Consider the following 12,574-nt stretch of genomic DNA (forward strand, 5'->3'; position numbering starts at 1 on the left):
TCGCCGCTGTTTAATCGTGGCGAGGTAAGGAGGAAGTGGTCAGATGTCCCAGATCAGGTTGATCGCAAAGTTGCGGCCGGGCTGGGTCAGGCGGTCGAGGTTGGCGGGCGCTGTAACACCCGCTTCGCCGACACCGTCGTAGCTGCGCACGTCATCCCAGTTCCAGTATTTCTTGTCGGTGAGGTTGTAGAGGCCGCCGTTGATGGTCACGTCGTTGGTAACTTTGTAGTAGCCGGTCAGGTCGACGATGCCGAAGCCAGGCGTTTTGAACGGGGCACTGGTGCTGCCATCAGGTGCGTGGAAGGTGGTGCTGTCGACGCGATTCTGTTTCTTGACCAGCGTCCAGCTGACCAACGCACCGTATTGCTCTTGCTCGTAACCCAGGCCGAATACGCCTTTAAGTGGGTTTACGCTGTTGAGCGGCTCGCCGTTGTCGTCGTTGCGGCCGTAGGTGTAGCCAACCGAGCCTTGGGTGTAGAGGCCTTGCGGTGCGCCGAAGGCGTCGAGGTTCAGGCGGCCTTTGGCTTCAATGCCCTTGATGGTGGCGTGCTTGATGTTGTTGGCTTCGAACTGTTGCACGGTGCCGCCGGCAACCGAGGCGTCCTCGTCGATGAAGTCGCGGTACTTGTTGTAAAACACAGCGATATCGAACGAACCTTCGTCGAAGTTGCCACGAATCCCGGTTTCCACGCCTTTACTGCTCTCAGGCTTGAGGTTCGGGTTGGGCTCGACGGTGTAGCCCTCATTCAAGTTTTCAAAGCGGCCATACAAGGCTTTGGCCGACGGTGTGCGGAAGCCTTCAGCGTATTGGCCGAACCAGGTGTAGTGATCGGTCAGCGCGTAGGTCAGGCCGAATTTAGGGGTGACACGGTGCCAGGTTTTTTCCGCATTGCTGTGATCGTAGATCCGGTTAGGGTCGACGGTGTTGAGGAATTCCTGGGTCAGCTTGGGTTTGAGCTGGGTGTAGTCGTAGCGCACGGCGGGCAGGAAGGTCCATTTGTTCCAGGTGATCTGGTCCTGCGCAAACAGCGAGTAGGTGTTAATGGTCGGGTCCGGGAAGTCGCTGGACTTTTTCACGCTGTCGGCGGCCATGGGGCTTGGGGCGCCGACGGCCGTGCAACCCGAGCCAACGGCGAGGCAGGAGGCTGAACCTTCGCGGGAGCCGGTCACTTTTTGCTGTTTGAGTGTGGTGCCATAGGTCACCTGGTGATCGGTTTCACCGATGCTGAAAGCCTTGTCCAGTTGGGCGTCGAAGACCCACTGCTTTTCTTCGTAAAGCGTGTCACGGGTGCGTAATACGCGACGACCCGCCTGGTAGATTTCGGCGGTGGTCTGGTCGGTCTTGGCGATCTGGTAGTTCAGGCTGGTCTTGATGCGATCGGCAACCGGCGACTCAAGGGCAAAGGTGTTTTCCAGGCCGAAGCGCTCACGGGTGATGGTGTCGTTGCCTGAGCGGGCGCGGTACAGATTCATCCCACGACCACCGATGAACGGTCCGCCCACGGCATTCTTCAAGTTAACGTCGCGATCGTCCTTGAACTTCTCGTAGGTCAGGCCCAGGCGATTGTCGTCACCGTAGTTCCAGCCCAACTTGGCGAGGATATTGGTGGTGCGCGCATCCTCCGGGTTCGCCCCGGTGCGGGCCAGGCCGGTGGCGTTGTTGCCGTCGTAGGATTCCATTTCATGGCCATTACGCTGGCTCAGGTGCAGCAAGCCGTCGACGTCCTGCACGCGGCCGGCGACGGTGCCGGAAGTCAGCCAACTGTCGTCGGCGGAGCTGTAGCCGGTTTTCAGGCGGGCGCCGACGTCCTGGCCGGGCTTGATGATGTCGTCCGGATCGAGGGTGAAGTAACTCACTGCGCCGCCGATCGCGCTGCTGCCGTAGAGGGCCGAGGCCGGGCCACGGAGGATTTCCACGCGCTTGACGATTTCCGGGTCGACGTAGTTGCGGCGCGTCTTGGCGTAGGGGCCGTTGAAGAAGTTGTCCGGCACTTCCACACCGTCTACCTGAGTGAGGATGCGGTCGCCGTCGATGCCGCGAATGTTGTAGCCCGCGTTGCTGGCGCGGGTGCCTGCGCCGCCGACCGACACGTTGGGCTCGTAGCGCACCAGTTCACGAATGGTGTTGACGTTCTGGCGGTCCAGCGCCTTGCGATCCTGAACAGTGACGGTGCTTGGCACGCTGCTGACGTCCTGCTCGTTACGGGTGGCGCTGATGGTCACCTGTTGCAGGTTGAGCACGCTGCCCGCCGCACGTTTCTCCAGGACGATGGTGTTATTGCCCAGTTTGCGATAGCTCAGGTTGGTCCCCACCAACAGCCGGTCCAGGGCTTTTTCCGGCGACAGTGCACCGCGCACGCCGGGGGACGATACGCCCTGGCCCAACTCCGCGGGCAGGCCGACTTGCCAGCCGGTCACGGCGGTAAAGGCATTCAATGCCGAAACCAGAGGTTGCTGCTCAATGCTGAAACTGTAATTGCCGTGACTGCGCGCGGCAGGTTCGGCGGCGGTGGCGGCCATGGCCGGCGCGCTGGCCAGCAGGAGGGCAGCGGTCAGCAAGGACAGGACGGGCGAAGAGGACCGGCGGTTGAAACGAGAGTACATCGAGAGCGCTCCGGAGATACGAATCTTATAGTTGCGAACCGAATCAAATAGGAATCAGTTGCATTGGCTATAACGAGACGTACCGCCGGTTACTATCGAGTAAAAATAATTCTCATTTAGTTCAGGATCACCAGCGCCGGGTATTCCGAAAGCTTGGCCGAGGTGATGTGCGCCAGCGAGCGCACCACGTTGAGGGGCTGGTCGAGGCGGTAGTTGCCGGTGACGGCGGTGCTGGCGAGCTTGTCGTTGTTGTTGACGATCCAGCCTGGGTAATAGCGTCGCAGCTCGGCGAGCACTTCGCTCATTGGGCAGTTTTCGAACACCAGCCGGCCCTGGACCCAGGCCAGCTCCTTGCTGGCATCCAGCTTGGCGGGTTGGCCGAAACCCTTTGGGCCGATACGGATGCTCTCGCCGGCGCTCAGGCGAACGCGGGCATCATCGAACGTGTTGCTCAGGTCGACATCACCGCGCTGCACCTGCACCTGGGCCTCGCCGTTGAGATAACGCACGGCGAAGTCGGTGTCGCGCACGCTGGCGCGCACGGGGCCTGCGTCAATCTCCAGGGGCAGGCCACGATTGGGCGTCACTTCGAAAAACGCCTCGCCCTGGTAAAGGCGGGCGACGCGCTGCTGGTCCTTGATGCTGCTGGAAAACGCCGAGTTGGTGTTCAGCAGCACTTTGGAGCCGTCGTCCAACTGCAGACGCTGGCGTTCGCCGACCACCGTGAGGTGGTCGGCTTGCAGGCGAACGGGCAGGTTGCTGAAGCTGAACAGGCCGACCAACAGCACGGCGGCGGTGGCAATCGGTTTCCAATGGGGTTTGATACGGCGCCAGACCGTCGGCTTGCGCGGCGCGGCCAGCGCCACAGCGGCGCTGTACACCGGCGCGCCACCCCAGGCGGCCTGGGCTTTGCTGAATGCGTGCGGGTGCGCCGGGTCGCTGGCCAGCCAGGCGTCGAACTCGGCTTGCTGCCCGGGTTGTGGGCACTGCAAGGCGATCAGCCAGTCGAGAGCCTGGTCCATAGCCGTGTCTTGCAACACCTCATGAGCCAGCTCATGGGGACGCAGTTTATTCGGGGCCGTCACGGTGTTCCTCGGGTCTTCGCCACGTTCTATTCATTTTTCCTGCAATCTGGATCGACACTTCTGTCGGGTGAAGCTTAAGGCTGATCCAGACGTTCGGCCACACCTACACAGATGGCCATGATCAATTTCAGTTCCTTTTGCACGGTGCTCAAGGACACTTGCAACTGGTCGGCAATCTCCTGATAGCTGCAACCGTGCAGGCGGCTGAGGATGAAAATCTGCTGCTGGCGGGCGCTCAACTGGCCGAGGCTGACGCTCAGGTGTTCGAGCAGTTGCTCGGCCTGGGTCGCGTCTTCGGGTGTGCTGATGGGATCGGCGACGCTTTGCAGCACGTCCAGCGGGACATCTTCCTGCAGCGTGCGCGCCTGGATCCTGCGCGAGCGCAGATGATCCAACGCAAGATTTCGCGCGGTTTGATAGACGAAGGGTTCAAGGTGGTCGATCGGCCGCTCGCTGAGGGCCCGGGTGACGCGCAGATAGGTTTCCTGCAACAGGTCCTCGGCGGTGCTGGGGTTATTCACCATCCGCTGCAAAGTGCGTAGCAGAATCACCCGTTGGGTGAGAAAGACTTGGTTGAAGCGAGATTGGCTCACAGTGACACCAGACCGATAGGCAGTTAATGATAATGCTTATCATCAACTGAAATGGCAAGTGGCTATTGCTGTGAGCCAGCACCGATCAAATGTGGGAAGGGTTTTTTGTGGGCGCCGGGCTTGCCCGCGATGCAGGCACCTGGGTATTTCAGTCAAACCGAGGTGATGCTATCGCAGGCAAGCCAGCCCCCATAGAAGCCAGCTCCCACACAGGCCGAGCATTACTCGGCGTTGCACAGCGCCAGGCAGTTATCCAGCATACGGTTGGAGAAGCCCCATTCGTTGTCGTACCAGGCCAGCACTTTCAACAGTTTGCCGCTTACCTTGGTGTGATTGGCATCGAAGATCGACGACAGCGGGTTATGGTTGAAGTCACTGGAAACCAGCGGCAGGGTGTTGTAACCGAGGATTTTCGAGTGCTGGCTGGCTTCTTTGAGCAGGGCGTTGACTTGCTCGGCCGTGGCGTCTTTTTTCAACTGCACAGTGAGGTCCACCAGCGACACGTTGATCACCGGCACACGCACTGCCATCCCGGTCAGTTTGCCCGCCAGTTCCGGCAGCACCAGGCCTACCGCTTCAGCGGCGCCGGTTTTGCTCGGGATCATGTTCTGGGTCGCCGAGCGCGCACGGTACGGGTCGGTGTGGTAGACGTCGGTCAGGTTCTGGTCGTTGGTGTAGGCGTGAATGGTGGTCATCAGGCCGCTTTCAATGCCCAGCTCGCGGTGCAGCACCTGGGCGACCGGCGCCAGGCAGTTAGTCGTGCACGACGCGTTGGAGATGATCTGGTGCGATTGACGCAAAATGTCATGGTTCACACCGTAAACCACGGTGGCATCGGCGCCTTTGGCCGGGGCCGAGATGATCACCTTGCGTGCGCCAGCAGTAATATGGGCGGCAGCCTTGTCACGGTCGGTAAACAGACCGGTGCACTCGAACACCACGTCGATCTTGTGCGCAGCCCACGGCAGGTCGGCCGGGTTGCGAATGGCACTGACGGCAATCCGGTCACCATTGACGGTCAGGCTTTCCTGATCGTGGGCGACCTCTGCTTCGAAAGTGCCATGTACGGTGTCGTATTTGAGCAGGTGGGCGTTGATCGAGCTGTCGCCCAAATCGTTGATGGCGACGATCTGCAAATCCTGGCGATAGCCTTGGGTATACAGTGCGCGCAGGACATTACGGCCGATACGGCCAAAACCATTGATTGCGATACGAAGAGTCATTGGAAAGTGCCTGTCGTCGATTTGTTGTAAGAATTACAAGATTATTCGCATAAAAATAGAAAACAAGCCTTTTTAGTGGCAATATTTTGTTCAATCTACAACGAGTGACCTGAATCAACTGGTCCGATGATTCAAACGACACCCTGCCATCCCATGAGCTGCGGGCGTTTGATCAGCATAGGAACGCAGGTCGCCACATCCGTTAGCCTGGAGTTCTACACATGCATCCCCGCGTTATTGAGGTCACCGAACGGCTTATCGCCCGCAGTCGTGCAACCCGCGAGGCTTACCTTGCGCTCATTCGCGGCGCCGCCAGCGACGGCCCGATGCGCGGTAAGCTGCAATGCGCCAACTTTGCCCACGGCGTCGCCGGCTGCGGCACTGAAGATAAAAATAGTCTGCGCATGATGAATGCCGCCAACGTGGCAATTGTTTCTTCATATAACGACATGCTCTCGGCGCACCAGCCGTACGAACACTTCCCTGAACACATCAAGAAAGCCCTGCGCGAAGTCGGCTCGGTCGGCCAGTTCGCCGGTGGCACGCCTGCCATGTGCGATGGCGTGACCCAAGGTGAGCCCGGCATGGAGCTGAGCCTGCTCAGCCGCGAAGTCATCGCGATGTCCACGGCGGTAGCGTTGTCCCACAACATGTTCGATGCGGCGCTGATGCTGGGCATTTGCGACAAAATCGTGCCGGGCCTGATGATGGGCGCGTTGCGCTACGGTCATCTGCCGATGATCTTCGTACCGGGCGGCCCAATGCCGTCGGGCATTTCCAACAAGCAGAAAGCCGATGTGCGCCAGCGCTACGCCGAAGGCAAGGCCACCCGCGAAGAGCTGCTGGAATCGGAGATGAAGTCCTACCACAGCCCCGGCACCTGCACCTTTTACGGCACCGCCAACACCAACCAGTTGCTGATGGAAGTCATGGGCCTGCACTTGCCGGGCGCCTCGTTCGTCAACCCCTACACGCCGCTGCGTGATGCGCTGACCCGCGAAGCCGCGCACCAGGTCACCCGCCTGACCAAGGCCAGCGGCAGCTTCACGCCGATCGGCGAGATCGTCGACGAGAAATCCATCGTCAACTCCATCGTGGCGCTCAATGCCACCGGCGGTTCCACCAACCACACCCTGCACATGCCGGCGATCGCCATGTCGGCAGGCATCATCCTCACCTGGCAGGACATGGCCGACCTCTCCGAGGTGGTACCGACCCTGTCCCACGTGTATCCAAACGGCAAAGCCGACATCAACCACTTCCAGGCAGCGGGCGGCATGTCGTTCCTGATCCGCGAACTGCTTGAAGCCGGCTTGCTGCACGAAGATGTCAACACCGTGGCCGGCAAGGGCCTGAGCCGTTACACCCAGGAGCCGTTCCTGGTCGACGGCGAGCTGATCTGGCGCGACGGCCCGATCGAAAGCCTCGACGAAACCATCCTGCGCCCCGTGGCCCGCGCGTTTTCACCGGAAGGCGGCCTGCGCGTGATGGAGGGCAACCTTGGTCGCGGCGTAATGAAAGTCTCCGCCGTGGCGCCTGAGCACCAGATCGTCGAAGCCCCGGCGGTGGTGTTCCAGGATCAGCAGGATTTGGCCGACGCGTTCAAGGCCGGCCAACTGGAAAAAGACTTTGTCGCGGTCATGCGCTTCCAGGGCCCGCGCTCCAACGGCATGCCGGAACTGCACAAAATGACGCCGTTCCTCGGCGTGTTGCAGGACCGTGGTTTCAAAGTGGCGTTGGTAACAGACGGGCGTATGTCCGGCGCGTCGGGTAAGATCCCCGCCGCGATTCATGTCAACCCCGAAGCTCAGAGCGGCGGGCCACTGGCACGGGTCCAAGATGGCGATATCATTCGCGTCGATGGCGTGAAGGGCACCCTGGAGCTTAAGGTGGACGCCGAAGAATTCGCAGCGCGCACGCCTGCCACGGGCCTGTTGGGCAATAACGTGGGGGCCGGTCGCGAACTGTTTGCATTTATGCGCATGGCCGCAAGCTCCGCAGAGCAAGGCGCCAGCGCCTTTACCTCTGCCTTGGAGACGCTTAAGTGAAGCTTGCGCTGGTCGGTGATATTGGGGGTACCAACGCCCGTTTTGCGTTGTGGCGGGATCAGGAACTGCATTCGATCCGCGTGCATGCCACTGCGGATCACCAGAGCCCTGAGGAGGCCATCAAGGTCTACCTCAAGGAAGAGGGCCTGGAAAGCGGGGACATCGGTGCGGTGTGCCTGTCGGTCGCCGGGCCGGTGAGTGGCGATGAATTTAAATTCACCAACAATCACTGGCGCCTGAGCAAAACTGCATTTTGCAAAACCTTGCAGGTGGATGAGCTGCTGCTGGTCAATGACTTCACGGCGATGGCCCTGGGCATGACTCGCCTCAAACCCGACGAATTCCGCGTGGTCTGCGAAGGCACGCCGGAGCCGTTGCGCCCTGCTGTGGTCATCGGCCCGGGCACTGGCCTGGGCGTTGGCACCTTGCTGGATTTTGGCGAAGGTCGCTGGGCGGCGCTGCCGGGGGAGGGCGGTCATGTCGACCTGCCGCTGAGCAGCCCGCGTGAAACCCAGCTGTGGCAGCACATCTACAATGAGATCGGCCATGTCAGCGCCGAAACGGCCTTGAGCGGTGGCGGCCTGCCGCGTGTGTACCGCGCCATTTGTGCAGTCGATGGGCACACGCCGGAGCTGGACACGCCGGAAGCCATTACCGCGGCTGGCCTGGCCGGCGACCCGGTAGCGATTGAAGTGTTGAACCAGTTCAGCATCTGGCTGGGCCGCGTGGCGGGTAACAACGTGTTGACCACCGGTGGACGCGGTGGTGTGTACATCGTGGGCGGGGTGATTCCGCGGTTTGCCGACTTCTTTATCAACAGCGGCTTTGCCAAGAGTTTTCGCGACAAAGGCTGCATGAGCGATTACTTCAACGGTATTCCGGTGTGGCTGGTGACTGCGCCGTATTCCGGGTTGACCGGGGCGGGAGTGGCGCTGGAGCAAGCTTTTGCATAGGTACTGATGGCCTCTTCGCGAGCAAGCCCGCTCCCACATTTTGAAATGCATTCCAAGTGTGGGAGCGGGCTTGCTCGCGATAGGTCGAAGGGCAACAAATGACTTAAGCTTGGCCATAACAACAAGGAGGACCCCGTGAGCGTAATCAGTAAATCGATTCTCCTCGTCGACGACGACCAGGAAATCCGCGAATTGCTGCAAACCTACCTCAGTCGCGCCGGCTTCCAGGTGCGTGGCGTGCCGGATGGCGCGGGGTTCCGCCAGGCGATGAACGAGGCGCCGTGCGACCTGGTCATCCTCGATGTGATGTTGCCGGACGAAGACGGTTTCAGCCTCTGCCGCTGGATTCGCCAGCACCCGCGCCAGGCGCAGGTGCCGATCATCATGCTCACCGCCAGTTCCGACGAAGCCGACCGTGTGATCGGCCTGGAGCTGGGCGCGGACGACTACATCGGCAAACCCTTCAGCCCTCGCGAGCTGCAAGCGCGGATCAAAGCCCTGCTGCGGCGTGCCCAGTTTGGCCAGGAACGCAGCATCGGCGGCGATGTGTGGGTGTTCGATGAATGGCGCCTGGACATGATCAGCCATCGCTTGTTTCACGTTGACGGTGAAGAGGTGATTCTCTCCGGGGCCGACTTTGCCCTGCTTAAATTGTTTCTCGACCACCCTCAACAAATTCTCGACCGCGACACTATCGGCAACGCCACCCGTGGCCGCGACCTGATGCCGCTGGACCGAATCGTCGACATGGCCGTCAGCCGCCTTCGCCAACGCCTGCGCGATACCGAAAAACCTCCAAGGCTGATCCGCACCGTGCGCGGCAGCGGTTATCAACTGGCAGCCAGCGTGGTTGCCGGCAATGCCCACTGAGCCGTTGACCGAGCGTCGCCGGCGCTTCCCGGTGCCGCGCTCACTGTTGGGGCGGATGTTGCTGCTGACCTTGCTTGCGGTGCTGTTCGCCCAGGCGCTGTCCAGCGTGATCTGGGTCTCGCAACTGCGCGCCACCCAGCTCGAAGGCCTGGTCACCAGCGCCCGCAGCCTGGCGCATTCGATGACGGCCAGCGTGAGTTATTTCCGCTCGTTGCCGGTGGCCTACCGCCCGTTAGTGCTTGATCAACTGCGCAGCATGGGTGGCACCCGCTTTGTGGTGACGCTCAACGATCGCCCACTGGATATGCAGATATTGCCGCAGACCCCGCGCAAGCAGGCGGTGTTGCAAGCGGTGGACGAAGTGCTGCGCCAGACCCTGGGCAGCGACGTGCATATTTCGGTGGAATTCGTCAGCGCCGAGGACCTGCGTATTTTCAATGCCGGCTTGAAGCTCGATGAACTGCCGCGCTCCTGGGCGCATTACGCGCTGACGCTCGAACCGGTCAACCCGCCCGTGTTGGTCACTCAGATCCAGCTTGCGCCGGGCGAGTGGTTGTACATTGCCTCGCTGTTGCCCGAGCCCTACACCAGCCTTGAAGAACAAGGCCTGCCTTCGCAGCAGGTGTGGTTCATCGTGTTGACCAGCGGCTTTCTGTTGTTGTTTATCGGCCTGCTGGTGCACTGGCAGAGCCGGCCGCTCAAGCGCCTGGCACGGGCGGCACGCGACATGTCCCTGGGCGCGGATGTGGAGCCGGTGGCCGAAGGCGGCGGCAGTGAAGTGGTGGAAGTGGGCCGTGCATTCAATGCCATGCGTGAACGCATCAGCCGCTACCTGACCGAGCGCAGCCAATTATTCAGTGCGATATCCCATGATTTGCGCACGCCGATCACGCGCCTGCGCCTGCGTGTGGAACTGCTTGAAGACGAGAACCTGCAAAACAAATTCGGCCGTGACCTGGATGAACTGGAGTTGTTGGTCAAGGGCGCGCTGCAATGCGTGAAAGACACCGATATCCATGAAAACATCGAACCGGTCGACCTCAATCACGTGCTCGATTGCCTGGTAGAACCGTACTTGGCGCCCAACGGCAACGGCCGCATCACCCAGCAAGGCCGCGCCCTGGCACCGTACCCGGGCAAGCCGCTGGCGCTTAAACGCTGCATCGGCAACCTGATCGATAACGCGTTGAAGTACGGGCAGAACGCCCACTTGCATATCGAGGACGATGGCGCGGAATTCATCCTGCACGTTGATGACGAGGGGCCAGGCGTGCCGGAGCAGCGGCTGGAGCAAGTCTTTGAACCGCATTTTCGCCTCGCGGGTCAGCAGCAGGGTTATGGCCTGGGCCTGGGTATCGCACGTAACATCGCCCACAGCCATGGCGGCGAAGTGAGTTTGCAGAACCTGCGCGAGGGTGGTTTGCGAGTCACCTTAAAGCTCCCGCGAACCCTGGACTAAAGCACACAGAGGATCAAATGTGGGAGCGGGCTTGCTCGCGAATGCAGAGTGTCAGTCACCGAAAACTTTGACTGATCCACCGCTTTCGCGAGCAAGCCCGCTCCCACATTTTGAACGCCTTTGGGTCAGATGCTTTGGCGCAACCGGGCCAAATCTCTCAGCGGTGGCGCCCCAAACAACCGGCTGTATTCCCGGCTGAATTGTGACGGGCTTTCATACCCCACCCGATACGCCGCCGCCGAGGCCTCCAGCCCTTCGGCGATCATCAACCGTCGCGCCTCCTGCAAACGCAACTGCTTCTGGTATTGCAACGGGCTCATGGCGGTGATCGCCTTGAAGCGGTGGTGCAAGGTCGAGACACTGAGGTTCACTTCCTTGGCCAGGTCATCAATACGCAGCGGCTGCTCATAGTTGCCGTTCAGCCACTTGATCGCCTGGCTCACACGATGGCTCTGACTGTTGGCCACGGCAATTTCATACAGTCGGTAGCCTTGCGGACCACGCAGCAACCGGTAGAGGATTTCGCGGTTGATCAACGGTGCGAGCATCGCGATGTCTTTCGGGGTGTCCAGCAAGCGCGTCAGGCGCAGCACGGCGTCCAGCAATTGGGCGTCGATGCGGTCGACGTACATGCCGCGAGAAGTCGGACGCGATGGCACGCCCATTGGGCCGGCCTCGGCAATCAGCGCCGTCAGTTGCGCCGGGTCGATATTGATCCGCACCGACAGGTTAGGGTCTTGCGGCGTCGCGTCGATGATCCGGCCGGCCACCGGCATTGCGACCGAAAACACCAAATAGTTGAGGGGGTCGTAGGCAAAAATCTCGTCTGCCAGGCGCACTTCCTTGCTACCACTGGCAAGGATGCACAGGGCCGGTTCGACCAGCACCGGCATGAAGTCGCGCGGTGTGTTGTGGCGGTTCAGGAACAACGAGGTAATCGCCGTGCCGTAGGAGCCATCTTCCCAGGTATGTCGGTGCACGATGCTGGCGAGTTCGACGCGCTGTTTTTCCGTCTCGGCATCGAGGGGAATGGACGTATGTTCCGGCGACGACATGGGGTGTCCTCTACAAGCTTCTTTGATGGGCTCAGCTTAGCGGTGACGTTTCAAAAAGTGTTACGTCGATTCTGCACAATCCTTGCCTGATCCTGCGATACGTCGTGAATCAGGCAAGCGCGATGCCTGTCATCTGCCTGAAACACTGAGCCTGTGCATGGAATAAATCCCGGGTGCCAAACGTCTTATCTACGCTTCTCGCAGGATTGTGCAATAAGCCTGCAGGAATTGACTAACCACGCCCACACCTGCGCCGCTATCTTTGATCCTGTGGCAACACGCCCTCACAGTGTTTGCCGAGCATCACTTCTCAACGGGAGAGTCGAACATGTCCACCCCCATTCCCGCGAGCCATATGGCCTTTATCCGCGCCCGTACCGGGTGCAGCACCGAACTCGGTGCACGTTTGAGCAGTTTGATCGAACCGGGCCGTCAGGCTCAGGGTTGCCTGCAGTTTTCATTGCAGCATTCCCAGGTCGATCCCGATGTATGGCTGGTCTCTGGCTTCTGGAGCAGCGAGCAGGCGATGAGCGCCTACTTCAGTTCGCCGGCCCTGATGATCTTTACCGAGCTGTTGAACGACATGGTCGTGCGCAGCATGGACTTCCAGACCTTTACCGAGGCATCCGCTGCGCATGCCTACGGCGAGTACCTGCAACTGGCCGGTTAGTGCTTTAGAATGGC

General features: G+C 60.5%; 10 protein-coding genes. 5 read left to right on the forward strand and 5 right to left on the reverse strand.

The features are described 5' to 3' along the window. Positions 1-39: 39 nt before the first annotated feature. The 4 genes from ACLBW8_RS21250 to gap form a co-directional block, all read right to left on the reverse strand. Positions 40-2,604 carry a TonB-dependent receptor gene (locus ACLBW8_RS21250; protein WP_447806232.1) on the reverse strand — a complete coding sequence of 855 codons (2,565 nt, stop codon included), beginning with the start codon at positions 2,602-2,604 and terminating at the stop codon, positions 40-42. Positions 2,605-2,720: 116 nt separating this feature from the next. Beyond that, on the reverse strand, positions 2,721-3,689 hold the full coding sequence (locus ACLBW8_RS21255) for a FecR family protein (protein WP_447806233.1): 969 nt from the start codon (positions 3,687-3,689) through the stop codon (positions 2,721-2,723). A gap of 74 nt (positions 3,690-3,763) precedes the next feature. Beyond that, positions 3,764-4,282: an RNA polymerase sigma factor gene (locus tag ACLBW8_RS21260; protein WP_064453967.1), complete on the reverse strand. Its 519-nt coding sequence runs from the start codon at positions 4,280-4,282 to the stop codon at positions 3,764-3,766. Positions 4,283-4,503: 221 nt separating this feature from the next. Next, positions 4,504-5,505, reverse strand: a complete 1,002-nt coding sequence (gap, locus tag ACLBW8_RS21265; protein WP_064453966.1) for a type I glyceraldehyde-3-phosphate dehydrogenase — start codon at positions 5,503-5,505, stop codon at positions 4,504-4,506. A gap of 221 nt (positions 5,506-5,726) precedes the next feature. Here gap and edd point away from each other — a divergent pair, with 221 nt between their 5' ends. The 4 genes from edd to ACLBW8_RS21285 all read left to right on the forward strand — a co-directional run bounded on the left by edd (position 5,727) and on the right by ACLBW8_RS21285 (position 10,835). Then, positions 5,727-7,553, forward strand: coding sequence for a phosphogluconate dehydratase (gene edd / locus ACLBW8_RS21270; RefSeq protein ID WP_064453965.1), 1,827 nt, complete (start codon positions 5,727-5,729; stop codon positions 7,551-7,553). Next, positions 7,550-8,506, forward strand: coding sequence for a glucokinase (locus ACLBW8_RS21275; protein ID WP_128591785.1), 957 nt, complete (start codon positions 7,550-7,552; stop codon positions 8,504-8,506). Before edd ends, ACLBW8_RS21275 begins: the two co-directional genes overlap by 4 nt. 135 nt (positions 8,507-8,641) lie before the next feature. Next, on the forward strand, positions 8,642-9,376 hold the full coding sequence (locus ACLBW8_RS21280) for a response regulator (RefSeq protein ID WP_053257795.1): 735 nt from the start codon (positions 8,642-8,644) through the stop codon (positions 9,374-9,376). Between the two features lie 31 nt (positions 9,377-9,407). Further along, the gene (locus tag ACLBW8_RS21285) at positions 9,408-10,835 is read left to right on the forward strand and encodes an ATP-binding protein (protein ID WP_447806290.1); all 1,428 of its coding nucleotides are present in this window, start codon (positions 9,408-9,410) and stop codon (positions 10,833-10,835) included. A 125-nt stretch (positions 10,836-10,960) separates the two neighbouring features. Here the strand turns inward: ACLBW8_RS21285 and ACLBW8_RS21290 are convergent, their stop codons facing one another. Then, positions 10,961-11,890 (reverse strand): AraC family transcriptional regulator, encoded by a 930-nt coding sequence (locus ACLBW8_RS21290; RefSeq protein ID WP_064453962.1) that lies wholly within the window; start codon positions 11,888-11,890, stop codon positions 10,961-10,963. A gap of 328 nt (positions 11,891-12,218) precedes the next feature. Here ACLBW8_RS21290 and ACLBW8_RS21295 point away from each other — a divergent pair, with 328 nt between their 5' ends. Then, a complete protein-coding gene (locus tag ACLBW8_RS21295; protein WP_064453961.1) occupies positions 12,219-12,560 on the forward strand; it encodes an antibiotic biosynthesis monooxygenase family protein in 342 nt (113 codons plus the stop codon). The last annotated feature ends 14 nt before the right edge of the window (positions 12,561-12,574 follow it).

This window comes from Pseudomonas sp. M5A4_2d, assembly GCF_053345295.1.

What these genes read in the sequence shown, in the direction of transcription:
- ACLBW8_RS21295 (WP_064453961.1), top strand. Translation starts at nt 12,219, where the DNA reads ATGTCCACCCCCATTCCCGCGAGCCATATGGCCTTTATCCGCGCCCGT.
- edd (WP_064453965.1), top strand. Translation starts at nt 5,727, where the DNA reads ATGCATCCCCGCGTTATTGAGGTCACCGAACGGCTTATCGCCCGCAGT.
- ACLBW8_RS21250 (WP_447806232.1), bottom strand. Translation starts at nt 2,604, where the DNA reads ATGTACTCTCGTTTCAACCGCCGGTCCTCTTCGCCCGTCCTGTCCTTG.
- gap (WP_064453966.1), bottom strand. Translation starts at nt 5,505, where the DNA reads ATGACTCTTCGTATCGCAATCAATGGTTTTGGCCGTATCGGCCGTAAT.
- ACLBW8_RS21290 (WP_064453962.1), bottom strand. Translation starts at nt 11,890, where the DNA reads ATGTCGTCGCCGGAACATACGTCCATTCCCCTCGATGCCGAGACGGAA.